Source organism: Brevibacillus sp. HB1.1, assembly GCF_013332445.1.
Classification (GTDB): domain Bacteria; phylum Bacillota; class Bacilli; order Brevibacillales; family Brevibacillaceae; genus Brevibacillus; species Brevibacillus porteri.
Genome location: NZ_JABMIV010000019.1, coordinates 32,870 through 53,856, shown reverse-complemented (window position 1 = coordinate 53,856; position 20,987 = coordinate 32,870). Strand labels below are relative to the sequence as shown.

11 protein-coding genes are annotated in these 20,987 nt (G+C 46.2%); 2 read left to right on the top strand and 9 right to left on the bottom strand.

Annotated elements, in window-relative coordinates; translation table 11 throughout:
- Positions 1-9,111: Ig-like domain-containing protein (locus HPY27_RS28765; protein ID WP_174226512.1), on the bottom strand; the 9,111-nt coding region annotated here is incomplete at its 3' end.
- Positions 9,112-9,492: 381 nt separating this feature from the next.
- Positions 9,493-10,392, bottom strand: a complete 900-nt coding sequence (locus HPY27_RS28760; RefSeq protein WP_174226511.1) for a PhzF family phenazine biosynthesis protein — start codon at positions 10,390-10,392, stop codon at positions 9,493-9,495.
- A gap of 127 nt (positions 10,393-10,519) precedes the next feature.
- Between HPY27_RS28760 and HPY27_RS28755 the strand changes: the two genes are divergently transcribed.
- Together HPY27_RS28755 and HPY27_RS28750 are read left to right on the top strand one after the other, a co-directional pair.
- Positions 10,520-11,389 (top strand): LysR family transcriptional regulator, encoded by an 870-nt coding sequence (locus HPY27_RS28755; RefSeq protein WP_173622429.1) that lies wholly within the window; start codon positions 10,520-10,522, stop codon positions 11,387-11,389.
- 18 nt (positions 11,390-11,407) lie between these two features.
- On the top strand, positions 11,408-11,785 hold the full coding sequence (locus tag HPY27_RS28750; RefSeq protein ID WP_017247476.1) for a DUF3899 domain-containing protein: 378 nt from the start codon (positions 11,408-11,410) through the stop codon (positions 11,783-11,785).
- Positions 11,786-11,836: 51 nt separating this feature from the next.
- On the opposite strand, the gene HPY27_RS28745 is transcribed toward HPY27_RS28750, so the two are convergent.
- From HPY27_RS28745 to HPY27_RS28715, 7 genes are all read right to left on the bottom strand, one after another.
- Positions 11,837-12,787 carry an ABC transporter ATP-binding protein gene (locus HPY27_RS28745; protein ID WP_026042968.1) on the bottom strand — a complete coding sequence of 317 codons (951 nt, stop codon included), beginning with the start codon at positions 12,785-12,787 and terminating at the stop codon, positions 11,837-11,839.
- Positions 12,784-13,806 (bottom strand): ABC transporter ATP-binding protein, encoded by a 1,023-nt coding sequence (locus HPY27_RS28740; RefSeq protein WP_026042967.1) that lies wholly within the window; start codon positions 13,804-13,806, stop codon positions 12,784-12,786. The genes HPY27_RS28745 and HPY27_RS28740 overlap by 4 nt, the downstream gene beginning before the upstream one ends.
- 20 nt (positions 13,807-13,826) lie before the next feature.
- Positions 13,827-14,762 (bottom strand): ABC transporter permease, encoded by a 936-nt coding sequence (locus HPY27_RS28735; protein ID WP_174226515.1) that lies wholly within the window; start codon positions 14,760-14,762, stop codon positions 13,827-13,829.
- A 9-nt stretch (positions 14,763-14,771) separates the two neighbouring features.
- The gene (locus HPY27_RS28730; RefSeq protein WP_069850659.1) at positions 14,772-15,704 is read right to left on the bottom strand and encodes an ABC transporter permease; all 933 of its coding nucleotides are present in this window, start codon (positions 15,702-15,704) and stop codon (positions 14,772-14,774) included.
- 15 nt (positions 15,705-15,719) lie between these two features.
- Positions 15,720-17,153 carry a dipeptidase PepV gene (gene pepV, locus HPY27_RS28725; protein WP_174226510.1) on the bottom strand — a complete coding sequence of 478 codons (1,434 nt, stop codon included), beginning with the start codon at positions 17,151-17,153 and terminating at the stop codon, positions 15,720-15,722.
- Entirely contained in the window at positions 17,150-19,225 is a 2,076-nt protein-coding gene (locus tag HPY27_RS28720; RefSeq protein ID WP_017247472.1) for a sigma-54 interaction domain-containing protein, read from the bottom strand. Before HPY27_RS28720 ends, pepV begins: the two co-directional genes overlap by 4 nt.
- Before the next feature lie 75 nt (positions 19,226-19,300).
- Positions 19,301-20,965, bottom strand: coding sequence for a peptide ABC transporter substrate-binding protein (locus HPY27_RS28715; RefSeq protein ID WP_017247471.1), 1,665 nt, complete (start codon positions 20,963-20,965; stop codon positions 19,301-19,303).
- Between the last annotated feature and the right edge of the window lie 22 nt (positions 20,966-20,987).

The following is a 20,987-nucleotide window of genomic DNA, read 5'->3' as shown; positions in this document are numbered from 1 at the left end:
CACCATCAACGTGTGGGCTCCACCTGCGGACAAGAGTGCTATCTTATTTTCAACGCTTACTACATGCAACATGGTATTCATGGTTTTTCCTGAATGACTAATTTGGATAGAGGTACTTCCCACTTTTAATCCCATTAACAGTCCATCAGAAGTAACAGAAGCAATCGCTTGATCTTCCAATGTATACGAAGCTTTATTCGTTACATCCACTTCTGTACCGTCCATAAAAACTGCTTTTACAAGTAACTGTTTCGTTCCATTCTCTAGCATTTTTATCTTTTCTGGTATAACTTTTATGCTTTGAATTACGTTCTCAGCAGTAACAAAAACAGGCACAGCCACACTCGCTCCCCCAAAGAAAACGGTGATGTTTGTACTACCTGCCTTAACAGCCGTAACCACCCCGTTTGAATCAACGGTTACCACTGCAGCATCTCCTGGCAAGTAGATTGCTTGTTTTGTAACATCAATGTTTTTGCCATCCTTATAGGTCGCTGATACTTTTAACTGCTGTGTCTTCCCAACTAACATGTTCAGACTGACTGGTGTAACTTCTAGACTCTGCGCAGTCTCTGTGACCTGAACAGGAATTGTAACTGTTTTGCCACCAAAAGATACTGTTACAGTAGATGATCCGACCATCACTCCAGTAACGGAGCCACTTGGCCCAACACTAGCGATAGCAGGTTGCGAACTCTGATAAGTCGCCTGATTCGTTACAATTGTATGGCTGTTATCACTGTAGGTCGCTTTCACTTCCAGCTGTTGATTGGCTCCTTTGCCAATGCTCACTGTCGCTGGCGTAACAGTCAAAGACACGAGACTGATGGCATTTCCTGAAACCGTAATAGGAATGTTAGTACTTCGCCCACCGTAGCTTACAGTGATTTGTGTATCTCCTGGCGAAAGTGCTGTAACCAGTCCACCAGGATTCAGTGTTGCAATATTGGCATTAATGATTGAATACATTACTCTATTTGTAATATTTTCCTCTACCCCGCTAGAGTAGGTCGCCGTTACATGAAGCTGTTGAGTACCACCTGGAATCAGCGATACTTGCATTGGAATTACTTTAATTTCTTGGATGGTAGCCCCTTGAACATTTACCTGGCTAGATGCATGTTTACCATCATAAGAAACGGAAATAGTTGCTGCTCCTGCTGTAATACCTGTTACGACACCCTGGCTGCTTACCTGAGCAACAGATGAATTCGAGGTGTCATAGCTAGCATCGCTACTAATGTCTCTGGTGCTTCCGTCTGAGAAATAAGCGGATGCGTACAAGCGTTGAATCTGACCTTCTGTAATGGTGGATTGCACTGGTGTAAGACTGATCGCTGTCAAGTGAACGGCCGGTGCATCAACCGTAATGGTTAACGTCTTCGACTGCCCTCCGTAAAACAACCTGGCTCGCGTCGTCCCACCGTTAACTGCAAACACAATCCCCTTGCTGATGTATGCAACCGAAGGATCCTCCACGACATACACAGCCTGCGAGCTTACATCCACCTGATTCCCATTATCCAATGTTGCCATGACCTTAATCGTTTTGGAATTACCGGGTGATACATCCACTTTCTCCAGATCAAGACTTAAGGCAGAAGCCTTGGGTGGCGGTGAAGCTGTTTGTTTTGTGCTACTTGTGATATTTCCATTCTCATCATGCGAAAAAATAACGCTTTCGACGCCATTTTCTTTTATCGCCTTAATACGATTATTTTGATCGTACACATACTCGTAAACAGTGCCCCCAGGCGCTGGAGCAAAGACAGTAAAAATTACGTTGACTGGATAACTTTCTGTGTTGACCAATCTAATCACATAGGGTCCAGGAACCAAATCATAAATGACTTCAGATGTACTTGGCATCTCCTTTGGGGCCACTTGCTTTCCGTAAGAATATACCGTTAAGACAGGATATTTATCGCTTGGATTTTTCAATTGTGTGACCATGCGATACCTACCTGAAACTGGGGCATTCATGTTAATATCTACAAGTTGTTTACCTTGAATCGTGATATCGTTTGGCTTATTAAAGGCAAAGGAATCGCCTCCTGGCGTTGCCAGAAGTGTGCCGTAAAAGGTACTATTCCCTACAATCTTCAAATAATAGGTTTTCCCTGCAACAAATACTGGGTTCACTCTTCCATTACTCCCTGAAGAGACTTCCTCATGCGCCTGCAAGCCTGCCCCTTTATAAACAGATATTATTGCATCTGCAGGTAAACCTGAGTCATTGTTTAATGTGAACTCATACACTCCGTTCGTTCTAGCTGTGATTTTAAAGTATTTAGCCTGGTTAGCAGGAAAATGCATTCTTACCGGGTTATACTCGACCAACAGATTAAAATTACTTTCTGCTGGTTTCGTTTCAACCGTAATAGAACTGCTATAACTGCCGATACCGGATGAATTGTATGCCCAAAGCCTAATGGTATAAGCTCGTGCCGGTTGTAGGCCCGTGATCGTATAATCAGTAACATTACCTACCCGCTTAATCCCACCACCATCTACTTGTACTCCGTAGTCAGTTGCTCCTATGACAGGACTCCAAAATACTTTAATAGAATTGGTATCTGCTTCCACACTAATAATGCTCGGCGCATCTGGTTTCTTTTCAACAGTTAAGCTTCCGGGGTAAACTGCTACAAAACCACTTTGACTTGATACTTCAATATTCGAATAGGTACCCTGTCCGAGTTCTCTTCCCGTCCAGCTAAGTGACCACTGTCCAGAATTTCCACTGGCAACAAATTGTTTAGGACCTTTATTTCGATTAACTCTTCCAGAGATGATATCTCCTGAGTCAAGACGGGTATAGGTTCCTTCCAGTGTAAAAGTCTCATCAATATCAATGACTCTTTTTGCCCCTGGGGTATGGATTACAATCTTTGGCAGAGCATCTACCAATCGAACAGAGTAATTAACTGGTGTTGTCCATGCCCCACGATTATCCTGTGCTTGCACAGTCCAATAAACGGTCTGATACAACATATCTTTTGTGATTGGGAAAAAGTATCGATTACTCGCATACCTGTCTTGGGAAGCTTCGGAAATTGCCTCTTCTTTCTCCCCAAGCTCGTTCCCACCTGGTGTCAGGCCTACTCTTAATTTGGTCGATACGATTTTGTCTGTAACATCATTCTCTTTAAACGAATAATTGATTAATCCTTGACGACCACTGTCCATCATCTTTAGCTCTGAAATATCTACAACTGGTGCTTGATTGGTAGTTAGTACATTGAACTCCAGTTTAGCGGTACCACCAAAGACATAGGGAGGAAGATCATCCTCCATTATCGCTCTCACACGCACATCAATAAGTGCGTTTTTCTGTATAAAACTTGTATCGAATACATAAGAGCGTGCAGTTCCCGTTAACTTTTCATCTACGATTGAAGTGACATACCCTCGCTCGCTAATATAAATCGTTAATTCTTGCGAGGCAATTCTACTTGAGAACCCTCTATAGCTAGAGTAATCCCAATTTATTGTAACCCGGCTTCCTTTTTGAAATTCTTCTCTATCTTTAGGAGATTTCCAATGGGCGGTAACAAGTATATCTTCCCTCTCAGCTTGAGCTCTCATATCCAAATTAAAGTCGACTTTTTCAACGAGAGACTTACTGGATTTCTGATCCACTGCCCAGACACGCAGGGAGTATAGATGATCCGCTTTCAAATTGCTGATGGGCAGATTGTACAAAAATTCATTCGAGTTCTCGGTTGCCGTAAAACGAGTTAGTTCATGGGGATCTTCCTCATCTAGCTGATACCAAATATGAACTTGATCCCCCATATTCGGATCATTCGCCAAACCGGATATGACGATGACATCCTCAGAATCAACGGTTGAAACAGCCTTACCAATAACAGGAGAGGTCAGATAAACTTGTGGAGCAGAATTATCGTTCACCTCATTTGTCATATAGGTAATTTCAGGTGTCCATTTAAGAAGATCTCCTACACTGGTTTCTTTCTGATTCACTTGAAAAATCAGTACGTCGCCTTCTTCAACAACAAGCTCCTCTTGGATTTCCACACCAATGTCATCGTTAAAATCAATCGATTGCCACCCTGAGGATGGCCAGATTTGAAGATCATCTTTCATTAATCTAACGTTGACTCCGTCTCCCTCGTCGACTTGAATCTTGGAAATCCAGCCGCTAACTTGAATTTTTCCTGAGCGTGGCGCCTTCCATTTAAGGGCAGGATCAGAGCTCCCGACTTTTATCCAGGTATTTCCGATTGCCGTTCCGCTACGTTCACTCTTCCACTCTTCTGCGTCTTTATCCCAACTCAAGTCAGTAAAGCGACCTTCACTTACCTCTTCATAGGACCAGTTGTTCTTTCCTTGTTGATCAGAAAACTGTAACCATAAAGCATAAGTATCATGTATGGGTTCAACAACAGTGATTGTCTTCTCCATATTCGTTTGTTTTCCGTCTTTTTCAGTGACTAGGACATTCAATTGATGTTGCCCCAATTGCATCTGGTCAACTTCCAATAGATAGGATAAACCTGGCTTCAGATGAGGTGACTCTGGGTACTGACGCAGAATATCTGGTCGTTCAAGGCCATATTTCGCCTCGCCCAGCTTTTCTCCATCCATCAAAACTTCTACTTTCTCAACACCACTAGAAGAAACGAACCATCCTGTAATGTTGTAATCCTTACTAATCAGCTCATTATTTTGCGGACTGTCAATAGCGCCCCCTGTAATCAAAACGTTACCATTTACCTGTATGGGGTACTGCTTAACTATGCCGGCATAAGAAACAGTAAGGACAGTACTCCCTGATGAAAGCCCTGTTATTAATCCTGCGTCATCTATTTTGGCAATAGCTGGATTATCGATTGTGTAGGTTACATCTCCTGTTACGTCCTTTGTACTCTTATCCCGATAGGATGCAATAACAGTGAATGATACCGTCTTATCTTTTGCCAATGTGACATTAGTATGATTCGGTGTGATTCCAGTAACAGGACCAATGGTTACGTTTCTTTCGAGCACGAGAATTTTCGAACCGCTTTTATCAGTTACTTGAACCGTTATTTTGTGATTGCCTTCCGGAAACAAAGACGTATCTAATAAATATTGAAAGCCAGCATTTGCATTCTTATAGAGTGGATACATTGCCAAGATATCTGGTCGAGGTCCTCCATAAACTGCCGTTCCCTGTAATTGCCCGTCCACGAAGACTTCGATTTTTGAGACACCATTTGGATTAAGCAGCCATCCTTGTATAGTTGTAGTCCCGCCAATCTCAGTATTTTCCAATGGGATATCTATTTGCCCTTTGGCTGTCAGAGAACCTGATTCTGTTTCCGTCACTACAACAGGGATGGTAATTGTCTGGCTACCATAGTTGACAATTATTTTTGTCATTCCCACCTTCAGCCCTGTTACATTACCCAATGGGCTAATATAAACAACCTCCGGGTTTTCTACTGTATATACTGCTTCTCCTGTAATGTCTCTCGTGGTTTGTTGACCTTCAAAACTTGCAGTAATTTGTAGTTTCTGAACAGAGTCTTTTGCTAAGTTAATAGTTGGCCCTACACTTTGCAAACTGACCGCTGGAACGGTATTTCCGATTACGAAGTTTTTTTCTGCTAATGGATATTGTTTGCCTTCACTATCCTTCGCAATAACAGAAACCGTATGATTACCTGGCTGAAGTTCCGATAAGTCAACTGAATAACTGAAACCTGCATGCGTGTTTTTATAATCCGGATGTAGCAGTGCGATATCAGGACGTGCAATACCCAGTTCTGCTTTCCCACTTTCCATCCCATCAATGAGAACTAGATACTCTGTGATTATAGAAGGATTCAAGAACCATCCTGCTATCTTATAGCTACCACTAACAACCGCACCGTTTACAGGCGCTTCTATCTCACCCATGGTCTTAAGTGCTTCTGCTTCTGAAACGACTACAGGGATTTTGATACTTTGCTCCCCATATTTAACAGTGATACTTGTACTACCTTGTGCTAAAGCAGTAACCAGACCACCTGTACTTACCTTAGCTATCGATGCATTTTCAATGTTATATAGGGTCAACTTTGTTACATCATGCGTACTCTTATCTTCCAGTACCGCCTTAATTGTGAATTGATGAGTTTTCCCTTGAGGAACTTTTAACTCTGTGACGTCTGCCTGTAAATCTATTACTGGAAGCAATTTGACTACTTGAATCGTTCTGTGCCCCAGCATGGTTTGATTTCCGGCCTTACCCGTTCCTCTAACAGAAATGGTATGAGAACCTTCCTGCAGATTACTTGTATCGAGACTATAGGAAAATCCAACGTTTCCGTCAGTCATAGAGACATCCGTAATTTCTATCTCTGGTCGAGGAACCCCATACGTTGCTTCACCAATAACGACTCCATCGACTAATACTTCAATACGTTCAACACCAGTCGAGTCTATAAACCAGCCTGTTACGGGATAAACACCACTGATCACTGCATTGTCTGCAGGACTGTCAATTCCTCCTTGAGTCAGACCTGCTGCAGCTTTGACCAATACTGGTATCTTAAGTGTTTGATCCTGGTATTTCACGATTACATTTGATTGACCAACTTCAATACCCGTTACGATGCCGGTATCTGAAATGCTGATGATTGCAGGATTTTCAGCACTGTATTGAACCTCTCTGGTCACATCTCTCATTTGTTGATTCAGTAATACAGCAGAAATAGATAATTGCAGTGTATTGCCTTGTACCAAATCTATTTTGCTTATATTTGCTACTAGACTTGTAGCTGGTTCTGCACGACCAATTAAAATTTCTCGTTCTGCCAGAACATGCTGAGTACCTTCCAGATTGAAGGCAGTTATTTTAATCGTATGCAGTCCTTCATTCAACTGCGTTGTATCAAGAGCGTACTCAAATCCGGCAGTAGCATTCTGATATTTAGGATATGAAGCTTCGATATCAGGACGGGTAAGCCCATAAGTAGCTTCCCCTAACGCTTCTCCATTTAAATGCACTTCTATCTTTGATACACCTGATGGTTCTAGGTACCATCCTCTTATGAGTGCAACCCCTGATATCGTGGAATTACTCACTGGCGTTTCTACTTCCCAACGCGGTGTCAGTGGTTCTTCCTTTTTAATCGTGACCGGAATCGTAATAGATTGCCCTTCGTAACGAATGGTAACAACCGTATTACCATACCCTATTCCTTTTACAACGCCTGTAGAGTCTACTGTAACGATGCTTTCATCCGAAGAAGTGTATTTTGCAAGACTCGTAACATCTTTTACCGTTTTATCTTCTAAAACAGTAGATACAACTAGCTGATGTGAGGCTTCAACTGTCAGGTCTAAACTGGTCACATCTGCATGAAGTCCACTTACGGGTTCCATATCTCCAACATAAACTGTCGTTTCTTCTATAACAGTTTGTTGTCCATCAGTATTTTGAACTTTAACCGAGACGGTGTGCGTACCAACAATTAAAGCTCGAGTATCCAATTGATAATGAAACCCTGCATTACCATTCTGATAGGCTGGATATTGGGCTTCTATGTCTGGTCTTACATCTCCATAGGAAGCCTCTCCAACTTTCACCCCATCAATCAGGATACTGATTGTGGATACTCCTGTTGGATCAAGATACCATCCCTTAAGTGTATATGTGCCGCTGATTAACTCGCCGTTTTCGGGGCTATCTAGAGCACCTCTTGGGATTAATGGAGCGCTTTCAGTTACAGAAATGGGAATATCAATGCTTTTTTCACTTAACTCAACGGTCAGTTGTGTATCTCCAATTCCACTTGCCGTTACTAAACCTGAAGGCGCTACCTTCGCGATATTTTCATCTTTACTCTTATAAGTAACTTCCTTGCTGACATCTCTGCTGCTGCCATCTGTCATATTCGCTGTAATCTTCAGTTGAGAATTTCCGCCCTTTGGCAGACGCAATTCTTTTGTAGAGGATTCGAGTGATGCAATCTGAGGGCTCTCTGTATTCCCTACTCTCAAAGCTTTTCCCAGATTTACAAGACCTTTTCCATAAAACCGCGACTCCCCTAGATCTGTTGCCGTATCGACTAAAAGATCACGTACATCTTGATTGGTGGCATTCCCCATTTTTGACCAAATGACAGCGGCTGCACCAGCTACATGAGGAGTTGCTAAAGAAGTGCCTGAACGTTGTTCATATTCTCCATTAAGCGATGTACTTAGGATATTAACACCAGGAGCCATTAGGTCCAATCCTCTACCAACACTTGAAGAACTAGCACGCTGATTATCCTGATCAATTGAACCAATGGACAGTGCCTCATCATACTGAGCAGGATATAGCTGGGTCTGTCCACCCATTCCTTTATTTCCAGCTGCCGCAATGACTAATATTCCATGATTGTTCGCTCTTATTATCTGGTCATGTAAAGCACGACTATCTATAGAACCACCAGCACTAATCGAAATGATATTCATCTCGTTCTGAATCGCCCACTCAATACCCTGGATCATACTGGAATACTTACCATGACCTTTTTCATCAAGTATCTTAATGGAATAAATTTCAGCTTCTGGCGCAACGCCTACAATACCGAAGTCATTATTTTTACCAGCTATAACTCCGGCCACTGAAGTTCCATGTCCGTGATCGTCAGAAAAATCTTCATTTCCCTCTACAAAGGAAATGCCTCCACTCACTTCGATGTCTTCATGATTGGATATACCCGTATCCAAAACTCCAATTTTGATATTTTGACCAAAGTAATTCTTCTCGTGAGCTTGAGGTGCTCCTATGTGCGCAATCCCCCACGGAATCTTCTGGTTTTCTAACACGCTTGTTTCCGCTAACTCTACTTCACTATCTTCTTCAATGTAGGCTACATTCTCGTCCTGAGACATTGCTTCCATTTCACTCTCAGTTAACTTTGCAACCATAACTTTTGAACTAAGTTGTTGAACAGATGACCTCTGAATTGCTTTTACTTTCGCTCTCTTGTTTTCTTTAAATCCAATTAAATACGTTTTGCTATTTGCACTTGCCATACCATGCTCAGGTACAAGTTGTAAAAACAGTAAAGCAAGCAGTAGGAATACATTTACACTACTGATTGAGCGGATGAATCTCTGGTTCATTCCTATAGCTCCTTGTCTTATTGTAATGAACTTAGGTACTAATCCTTATTTTTTAAAAAAACACCTCCAGTCTCTTTCCATCTCCTCCATAAAAGTAAGTACAGATAAAAATGTAAATTTTACCTAAACAATGCTTTTAGAATTATAGATAATTCCTCATATGGGATCAATAGGAACTTACTAAAAAGTTCAAACTAGCTAATATCTAGTAAAATGACTTAATTATCCTTACAACTTGCTTCTAGCTCAGTACCCTTTTGAGCATCATCAAACTTTTTGAAAAAGCATTCGTTACACTTATGTTAATAGAAAGTTTTTATAAACTCTTATCAACTAAACAAAAAGACGTCCTTCTGGAAGAACGTCTTTCCCAACCACATATTATCCTCTCATCTGCCCCGCAATCGTCACATTCGCCTCACCTGCTACGCGAATGACTGGCGACTCCCCCAACCTGTCAACCGTAACATACAACGTCCCAGGCCGTCCGATCGCATGCCCTTGCCCAATCACAAGCTGGTGCACTTGTCCAGCTGACAGCAGCAACTCTTCCAATGCCAGATAGCCAGCCAACGCGCCGTTTGCAGCACCTGTCACTGGATCTTCTGCAATCCCGATCGCAGGCGCAAAATCCCTCGTATACAAGTCATAGCCTTCAGGAGCATCCCACGTAAACAAATGGGTTGTTGTGATGCCGTGGTCCCTGTTCATTTCTGCGAGCGTTGAGATCAATGGCTGCGCTGCATCAATCGCCTGTCGGGTGCGGACTGGAACGAGTAGATGCATATTGCCAGTGGAAGCGAGCTTCATCGGATAGCGATCGTCCAGATCAGCGGGTGTTATGCCTACCAGCCTCGCTACCTCTTCTCTGTCGAAATCAAACTCCTTCACAGAAGGCTTGATTTGGGTCATTTCCACTCGCTGTAACTGACCATCTTCCATCACCAATTGAACAGGTATCAACCCGACGTTGGTCTCAAACACAATACGGCTACCCTTTTCCAACCATCCGCGCTCTGTTGCCAATAGCCAAGCAGAACCCACTGTCGCATGGCCGCAGAAATCGATCTCAACCGAAGGAGAAAAGTAGCGAATACGAAAATCTGCTTCTGGATGGTCAGACGGCATCAAAAAGGCAGACTCAGGAAGATTCAACTCATTGGCAATTTTCTGCATTTGTTGTAAAGTCAAAGTACCTGCTTCCGGGATGACGCCTGCGGGATTGCCTGCAAATGGCTCTCTCGTAAAGGCGTCCACATGGTATACGCTCACATGATTCATGGTTATTTCTCTCCTTTTGTTAAACGAATGCTTCTCTTACTTTTCATCTTAAAGTGATGCAACCGCGCTGTAAAATGAAGCTTTCGCATACCAACCATGATAAAAACTTCATGAAAGGAGGAGCTCCATGACTTTGTTTCAAATGGAAGTCCTTGTGGCTGTCACGAACGCTGGTAATTTCACGCGAGCTGGAGAACAAATCGGATTGAGCCAGTCAGGAGTGAGTCATACCATCGGCGCACTGGAGAAAGAGCTTGGTATTTCCTTGTTCATCCGAAATCGTGGCGGTGTTAAGCTGACCGCAGCTGGCGAAAAAATCGTCGCCTCTGCTCGGACCATATTGGAAAACGTCTCGTTGATTAAACAGATAGCTGCCGAATCAAGCGAGCATTTGGAGGCGACGCTCCGGATTGCTTCTTTTCCCAGCGTAACCGCTCAGCTCCTGCCAAAATTGCTAAAAGCAATGCAGAGTCACTATCCGCATATGCAAACTAAGCTATATGAAGGAAGCTATCAAGAAATAAAAGAATGGGTTCGCTCTGGGGTTGTCGATGTCGGGTTTCATGTGTGGCCCGATGACGAGCTAGAGGGAATTCTACTGACGACAGACGCCCTGCATGCTGTCGTGCCAGCCCATCATCCTCTGGCAAAAGAGCCCTCTCTTACCTTGGAGCAATTAGCCCGCGAATCGTTTCTCATGCCCATGGCTGGTTGTCACTTGTTGATAGGCGCGGAGTTTGCCAAGACTGGACTTACGCCAAATGTTTCCTATGAAATCGCGGATAATACAACGATACTCGCAATGGTAGAAAGCGGTGTTGGGGTGACAGTCGTTCCGTCACTGACTCTACCAGCGCAACTACCCGATGTCGCTGTCATAGAAATCACACCGCCTCTCTCTCGGCAAATTGGCTTGGCTGTACGCTCGCTTCGTGAAGCCCCACCTGCCGTTCGAGCTTTTTTGCGGGAAGCAGAGCGCATTGTACCCACACTATAAAAAGGACGTGCTTCTTCGTTGACAAAATGGCTCATTCTACTACTCGCTCTCTCGGTGATCAGCAGTGTGATTTTAGGAATTACCATTCAAGCAGGTACGTTGGTTCCATTGATTAACCAGAGCTTTTTAATCGGTCTTTTCCTATTGATCGTTGGGAGTATTGCCGTCGTTACACGCTCTGGATTTTTCACTATATTTCTACGGGGATTCAAACAGCTGAAAGGGATGTTCTTTCGCAAGCCGCGCATGATGGACAGTGACATCGTTCAGGCAAACGACCCTGCTTTCGAGGAAAAGAAAGAGTCATTCGTGCGAGTCGGAACCTCGTTTTTTCTCACGTCGGGCACTGGACTGATTGTCTTCTCGATCATTCTTACCTGTTTCTACTATTTATAATCTCACGAGAAAGGGCTGTCCCACCGATCGGGAACAGCCCTTCTTCCTCTCTTACGACTCTATCAAATGACAAGCCAGCCAATGCCCGGGCTGCGCCTCCTGCCACTTCGGCACTTCTTCCGCACAGCGAGGTTGTACGAGTGGGCAGCGCGTACGAAAACCACAACCACTCGGCTTGTTGGCTGGACTCGGCAAATCTCCCTGCAAAACGATACGCTCCCGCTTCACCGTTGGGTCAGGCACTGGCACAGAAGAAAGCAACGCCTGCGTATAGGGGTGCAACGGACGAGTGTACAGCTCATAGCTCGATGCAAGCTCAACCATTTTTCCCAAATACATGACGCCAATCCGGTTGGAAATATGTTTGACCATGGACAGGTCATGTGCGATGAACAAATAGGTCAATCCGCGATCATGCTGCAAATCCTCTAATAAATTGACGACTTGCGCTTGAATCGAGACGTCGAGTGCGGAGATCGGCTCATCAGCAATGATAAATTCCGGTTCCACTGCCAACGCCCGCGCGATTCCGATCCGTTGGCGCTGTCCCCCACTGAATTCATGCGGAAAGCGCTGCGCATGATCCTTATGCAAACCCACTAGATGGAGCAGTTCCGCCACACGCTCTCGTCTCATCCCGCGACTCAAATGATGAATGTCCAAGCCCTCTGCAATGATATCCTCCACGGTCATACGCGGGTTCAGACTGGCTTGCGGGTCCTGAAAAATCATCTGGGCATCCCGATTGAACTGCCCCGCTTCTTTTCCGCGAAGCTGATGAACATTCTTCCCTTTGAACAGCACTTCCCCATCTGTATGATCATATAGGCGAATAATGGTCCGGCCTAGCGTAGACTTCCCGCAGCCACTTTCGCCGACCAGACCGAACGTCTCCCCTTTGTTGATCGTAAACGAAACACCATCGACTGCTTTCAAATCAAATCCCGTTCCAAGCGAAAAATACTTCTTCAAATCGCGAACATCAAGCAAAGCTTCTGTCATATTCCCTGCCTCCCTGCTGCCACCAGCTCCTCTATTCGCGGTGCCCGTGGATCGTGGAGCCAGCAAACTGCCTGATGTCCACGCCCGAATTCGCTCGTCACGGGCATCTGCTGTTCGCATATCTCCATCGCAAAATCACAGCGGGCAGCAAACGGACAGCCGACGGGCGGATTGAACAAATCTGGAGGGCTGCCTTCGATGGGAATCAGCCGTTGCTTTTCACCTTCATCCAGACGAGGGAGGGAGCGCATCAGTCCCCATGTATACGGGTGACGAGGATTTGCAAAAACGTCCTCAACCGTCCCAGTCTCTACCACCATTCCTGCATACATGACAACCATGCGATGAGCGATCTCGGCTACGACTCCCAAATCATGGGTAATAATCACAACCGACAACTCCTGTTCCTCTTGCAGTCGCTTGAGCAAATCCAAAATTTGCGCCTGAATCGTCACATCCAGTGCTGTCGTCGGCTCATCAGCAATCACCAGCTTGGGTTGGCAAGCAAGAGCAATCGCAATGACCACACGCTGACGCATCCCTCCGCTGAATTGGTGCGGGTACTGATCGATTCGCTTTTCCGGATCGGGAATTCCTACGAGTGAAAGCATCTCTATCGCTCGCTTTCGCGCTTCCTCTCGCGATACTTGGTGGCTGCGAACGAACCCCTCTACGATTTGTGTCCCTACCTTCATCGTCGGATTGAGCGCTGTCATCGGGTCTTGAAACACCATGCCGATCTGCGTTCCGCGAATACCCAGCAGCTCTTTTTTGGGCAGGTGACTGATTTGGGCTCCTTCAAATACAACCTTTCCCCCGACGATTTTTCCAGGTGGATTCGGAATTAATCCCATGATCGCTTGAGCCGTAACGCTCTTGCCACATCCACTCTCGCCTACGATGGCAACCGTCTCCCCTTTGTCCACGTAAAAGGACACTCCCCGCACGGCTTGAACCTCACCACCATATGTCTTGAAATTCACCCGTAAGTTATCGATTGTCAGCAAATGCTGATTCATCCTCATTCCCCCTGTCGTCTCTAATCGCGTAGACGTGGATCAAGTGCATCCTGCAAACCGTCACCGAATACGTTGAAGGCGAACATCGTCAGCGAGATCATCAATGCCGGGAAAAAAAGTCGCCACCAATCACCCGTTAAAATAACGCCCAAGCCATCGTTTGTCATCGTCCCCCAACTGGCGACGGGAGCTTGTACACCGAGTCCAAGAAAGCTGAGAAAAGATTCCGCAAAAATCGCCGATGGAATCGTAAAGGTCAAATTTACGATAATGACGCCAAATGTGTTGGGAATCAGATGCTTTAGCAAAATTCGTGAAAACCTCGCTCCCAGTACTTGGGCAGCCAGAATGAACTCTTGATTTTTCAATTGCAGGATTTGTCCGCGCACCAACCGCGCCATGCCGACCCAACCAGTAGCAGACAGAGCAATAATAATCGTCAGCATTCCCGGCTCCATCACGACCATGAGCAAAATGACGACCAGTAAATACGGCAACCCATACAAAATCTCGATAATACGCATAGCGATCGTATCGATGCGATCCCCTCGTTTGCCTCGCCCTGCCATATAACCTGCAATTCCCCCGACTGTCACTCCGATGACCAGGTCGATCAATGCTGCGACAATGCCAATCGTCAAAGAAATCCTCGCCCCGTACCACGTACGGGCAAACATGTCACGTCCTAGCTCATCCGTACCGAACCAATGCTCCGCGGAGATTTCCTGATTTTTGGTCAGCAAGCTCTGGTCGGAATAACTATACGGCACGAGATTCGGTCCAATAATCGCCATGCCAACCAAAGCGAGAATAATGAACAGACCGAGCATAGCCAGCTTGTTTTTCAGCAGCTTCCGAATGACCTGCTGCCCATTGCTGAGACTCGGTCGTGCAATGACATTCGCCTGCGTATTTTTCGCCAACGGGCGAAATAACGGGTCCACTTTGTGCTCCATCGCCACAGTTTATCTCTCCTTGTTGGTCAGCTTGATCCGCGGATCAATCAGGGTGTATGCGATATCAATCAGGAAAATGGTAAAAATCAGAATCGCACTGTAAAAAATAGTCGTACCCAAAATGACCGGATAGTCACGGTTGAAAATACCGTCTACGAAATACTTGCCAATGCCGGGAATCGCAAAGATTTTCTCCACGACAAAGGTCCCCGTTATCAAACTGGCAATCAAAGGTCCGAGAAAGGTGACAACAGGCAGAATCGCATTGCGAATTCCATGTCTGACGACGATGATAAACATGGGAATACCCTTTGCTTCTGCTGTTCGAATGTAGTTCTGGTTCATGACTTCAATCATGCTGGCACGCATGTAGCGGGTAATGACCGCAACTGGACCAAAGGCGAGCGCCAGTGAAGGCAGTATTGTATGCAGCCAGGTCCCCCATGTCGCAACGGGAAAGAGCGGCAGTTTGATCGCGAAAAAATTGATCAGAAGCGGTGCCATAATGAAGCTCGGGATCGCTACCCCCAACACAGCAAGCGCCATGGCAACGTAGTCCAGCCATTTGTTGCGATTGAGTGCTGCGATGATGCCCAACGAAATTCCGAAAAGGAGTGCAATCCCGATCGCTTGCGCACCCAACCACGCAGATGCACCAAAGCCATCGGAAATCATGTCATTGACTCCACGAGAGTCTGATTTGATGGATGGGCCCAGGTCGAGCATTAACAGATTTTTCAGATATAAGACATATTGAACAGGCAACGGCTCGTCCAAATTGTATTTGGCACGTAAATTATTGAGAATTTGCTCTGGCAGCTGATCCGACTCGGAGGCAAACGGGTTCCCCGGAATGGCATGCATCAAGGCAAACGTCAGCGTCACGATAATCCACAGGGTGACGAACATCATCAAAATACGTTTTACGAGATAGTTTGACATGGAAGTCCTCCTCGTTTACTTAGCCAGCTCGTAAATGGCATGCGCGTAAATCGCCATGGCACGCAGCAGGTCGTCAATCTCGGCATATTCATCAGTCAGATGGGCCATGGATTCCTTGCCTGGAAAGAGCGGGCCGAAAGCAACACCATACCGCATGATTTTGGCATAAGTTGCTCCTCCTGAGGAAAGAAGGGTCGCTGGCTCTCCCGTGTGCTCCTCGTACACCCGCGACAAGGTTTGGATCACAGGATGATCTTTTGGTACATAATGCGACTTGGATGTCCGCAAATCTGCAATCGCCCAATTCAGTTCTGCCGTCCTTTGCTTCAATTTCTCAACGTATTCCTCACAGGAAACAGTCGCTGGATAACGGATATTGAGCCGAACGGTCCCCCCTTCGCTGGAATCGTAACGCAAAATTCCCGCGTTGACCGTCAGCTTGCCTGACACTTCATCCTCGCAAGCTATATGTAGATGGTGAGCAAAATAATCTTCATGCAGGACGTCAGACAACATCGTAAGAAAGGACAAGCAGGAGCCACCAAACGGGTACGAGCGCAAAAAAGTAGCCAACAAGGTTCCCGCATTAACGCCCTGGAATGGCGCCATCCCATGAGCCGGCTTTCCTGCGAGCGTGAATTGCAATTGTCCCAGCCCTACCAGTTCCATACGACCAGTTGTGTGGTTTTCATTCAGAAACATTTCCCATTCTTCCGCCAATCGAGAAAGGACGACCTCCTGCCGTGCCTGAGAGTCCAGTCGTACAAGAGCGATTGCTTTTTCGGGAACACTGTTGCCTTGATCACCGGAGACAAATGACGCTAACTGCCATGCTCCATTTCGTTCGATTGGTTCGATCACTGGAATCGTCAATGTCGGGTTGATCTGTCCCTTCTCGGCATGTGTCATCGGGAAGGAGGAATCTGGTGAAAAGCCAATCGGCGGGATGCGATCATACTCGGCAAAATGCTTCATGCACAGCCAGCCGCTCTCTTCATCTGTTCCGATGATCATTCGCACACGTTTTGTCAGTGGCAAACCTGAATCCTTGACCAGCTTCAACGCGTAGTACGCAGCCATCGCTGGGCCTTTGTCATCAATCGCTCCACGCGCATAGATGCGACCATCTCGAATGCTCGGTTCAAAAGGCGGGGTCGTCCAACCTTCTCCCACAGTGACCACATCGATATGAACGAGCACACCGATCTCTTCTTCCCCGTCGCCGAACTCGATTGTCCCTGCGTAACCATCCAGGTTTTTGATCTGGAAGCCATCCAGCTCACCGCGAGCGAGCATTGCTTCAAGCGCTGCGGCAACACCTTCGCCAAATGGCTTTCCTTCTTTTGCCGTCGTCATATCTTCAATGCTGTTAATGGAAAGAAAGGATTTCAAATCATCCAGGTACTGCTCTCTTTGCAGAAGCGCTTGCTGCCGCCAGTAATCACTCATATGCGTTCCCCTGCTTTCATCCGATGTAGATAGGCAAGAAACGATTCACCTTTTGAGGAAATCTGACTCCCTTGTCTTCCTTTTCCCACTTGAATCAGCTCATCCTGCTGCAAAAGCTTCAGGCGATAGCGCAGCTGTTGCAAGGTAACCGAGTGGCCTCTTTCTTGTAACTGCGCAAGTAGCGTATAGCGTCCACCGCTTCCTTGCCCCAGCTCCTGCAAAATAGCCGTGATTTCATCCAGAAATCCTCGTTTTTTATATTCAGTGACGATGATTTCACATTCGTTGTTTAGACCATCTACAGGCAACGGCGCTTCCGGTATTTCCCGCAGAAACGGCAAATGATACGGATACGCTTCATCCTCGACGACGTGTGCTAAATACTCAATCACATTTTCGAGCTCGCGAATATTTCCAGGCCAATCGTACTCATGAAGCGCCCGCATGGCTTCATTGGTTAACGTAAACGGTGGGCGGCGCAAATCATAGGAATATTTCTTCATAAATTGATGGGCCAACCACGGGATATCCTCCCGTCTGTTTCGCAGCGGTGGCAAATAAATCGGCAAGATATTCAGACGATAATACAAATCAGCACGGAAGGCTCCTTCCGCAATCATCCGCTGCAAATCTTGATTCGTTGCTGCGATGACGCGAATATCTGTCGGGATGATCTTGCTGCCGCCTACGCGCATAATCTGGCGTTCTTGCAATACACGCAGCAGTCGGTTTTGAATAGCCGTGCTGGCATCTCCGATCTCATCAAGAAAAATGGTCCCTTTGTGGGCCAATTCAAACCAGCCGATATGTCCACCTTTGCGCGCTCCGGTAAAAGCCCCTTCTTCATAGCCGAACAGCTCGCTTTCCAAAAGAGATTCCGATATGGCAGCGAAGTTGACCCCGACAAACGGCTCTCTTCTGCGTGGCGAAGCGTTGTGGATAGCCTGGGCGAGCAATTCCTTCCCTGTCCCTGTCTCTCCCAACAACAGCACGGTGGAGTTGCTTCTTGCGATTTTGCGGGCAATCTGAATCACTTTTTGTACAGGCACGCTCTCCCCATAGAAATCATCAAATTGGTACTTGGCTACCAATCCTTTGTTGTAAAGGCGCATGCGATAATCGTGCTCCAGCTTTTCAATTTCTGCAGCCTGACGAAACAAAAGCAGACTCCCGAGAAAGCTTCCTTCCATGACGATGTGCATTTTGCGGAAAAAGTAGGTTTTGTTCGCCCAATCTACCAAAACATCTTTGTTCTCTTCACACTGCCGGATCAACTGATAAAAATTCGCAGGCAAGCAATTGGACGCCCGCTCACCGACGACTTCATTCCCTTCCAACTGCAACGTATCGATTGCTTTTTGATTGACAAAACGGATGTTTTCTTTTTCATCCATGGCAATCACCGCGTCCTCGATCCGATTGACGATGGCCTCCAAATATTTACTCAACAGATGCGCATGCTGAATTTCGTTGTTCAGCTCTTTGGTGATATCGACCAACGATTGCATGGCGCGTGCGGTCACCTTTTGAAAATTGCCGTTTTTAAAATGAGAGTAGATGGCAAGCCACGTAGATAAATCGATGATCCGATACCCGATATCGACAACTTTGCGAATATGCGGGGGGACATGCTCTGCCTCTCCTGGCGTTACAGCAATCTCGATGTCAGGTGGATAGTCAGCACCTGGATAGTAGGGATACAGTTCAAAATCCATCCCAGAGGCACGCAGCAATTCCACATTTTCTTCAGCAGTCTCTTTGGTGTCACTGACGAGAAGCACTTTCACGCCTTTCGGAATTTCCAGCATGCCGCGCAAATTATGGTATGGCAGCATTCGCTTGGCAATGATGATGCTGGATTCTTTTGGCACATACGTTTGTACAAGTGGGACAATGCTTTTGGTGGATACAATGACGAGAGCACCAGGCGTGATCGGGCGTAACGGAAGCTGGTCGACTCGCATCGCCTCGACATGGATATCATCGCCGATCCCCAATTCATGATACTGACTAACGACGGACTGTAGAAACTCATCCATTCTTGCAATAAATATGATCGATTTTTTGTCCATATCAGCCGCTCCAAGATGTAAAGTGAAGACAAGAACGTTTCGAATATTCGCTCTTGTCTTCGCTTATTTTACTTATTACTTATTGCCGATTTCTACCCATTTGTAGTCAATCGTACCAACTGGATGGCGAACGATGCCTTTTATGTTTGGCTGCTCCATAAATACTTTTGTCCCGAAATAGATAGGTACGAGTGGCATATCATCCATGAAAATTTTCTCCGCGTCATGCATGAGCTTGAAGCGCTCTGTTTCGTCGGCAGTGTTGCGAATCTTCTCTACCAGTGCGTCATACTCTTTGTTGCTGTAGTTGACACGGTTTCCAGGATGGTCAGTCACGAACAGCTCTAGGTAATTGACCGGGTCTCCGTAGTCAGCAGGGATCGTCGAGCGGGAGAATTGAAGACTGCGGGCACGCTGTTCAGCCAGGAATACTTTCCACTCTTTGTTTTCCAGCTTCACATCTACCCCGAGATTTTTCTTGTACATTTCCTGCAAAACTTGCGCGATGGCCTTGTGCGCATCACTGGTGTTATACGTCATGGTGACAGGCGGGAGGGTCGTCCACCCTTCTTCCTCCATCCCTTTTTTCAGCAGTGCTTTTGCTTGCTCTACATCGTTATCCTTGAAGAAATCCCCGCCCTTTGTGCGGAAATCCGCTCCGTCTGGCTCTGGGAAGCCTAATGGTACGTGAGCCATGGCAGGTGTCTGTTTCCCTTGCACGACATTGTCGATCAAGGTCTTGCGATCGATGGCCAGCGCAAATGCTTTCCGAATGTTGGCGTTAGTGAATGGAGGCATTGTGGTGTTCATGCGGTAGTAGTAGATGGATGCTTCCGTTTCTACCTTTGCTTCCCCAGAATCGATCAACTGTTTCTTCATATCATTGGGAACGGTCTGGATCATGTCGAGCTGACCTGTTTTGTACATTTGGAATTGCGTATTTTCATCGTTGACCATAACAAACTCGATTCCCGCATATTTGATCGAATCACGGTCCCAGTAGCCGTCGTTTTTCACCAGCTTCACTGATTGGTCATGAACCCAATCTTCCATTTTAAACGGTCCATTCGTCACGATGCTTGCAGCGCCTTCCGCCCATTTTGGATTGCTCTCCACGACTTTTTTATTCACCGGGAAGAAGGTCGGCTGCGTCAGAATATGGAGGAAGTAACCTGTTGGCGCCTTCAGCTTCACCTCAAACGTCTTCTCGTCTACGGCTTTTACCTGTACGCCGTCTGCATTTCCTGTTCCTTTGTTGAACGCTTCTGCTCCATCGATGTAATAGGCGAGGAAAGCAGACGGGAATGCATTGTTCGGATCGACAATGCGTTTAAACGCAAACTCGAAATCCTGCGCTGTCACTGGTTCACCATTCGACCATTTGCTATCGCGCAGTGTAAAGGTATACGTTTTCCCATCCTCACTCACTGCCCATTTCTCGGCCATGGCTGCTTGCGGCTTGTGATCCTTGTCCAGTCGAACCAAGCCTTCCATTGTGGCATTCAACACTTCGTTTGAAGTACTGTCAAAGCCTTTTGGTGGATCGAGCGAAGGTGGTTCCGTCTTCAGATTGAGCTTGAGTTTTCCAGCGACATTGGCTTGTCCACCTGTATCTGTGGACGCTTGACCTGCTGTACCTCCCCCTGCTGGTGGCGTTGCAGACTGACTACAACCGGTAATGGCAAGAACAGTGACAAGTGCAGCGGTACTAAGCAGCTTCCATCCTTTTCGCATGTTCATTGCATGTGACCCCCTTTTCTTT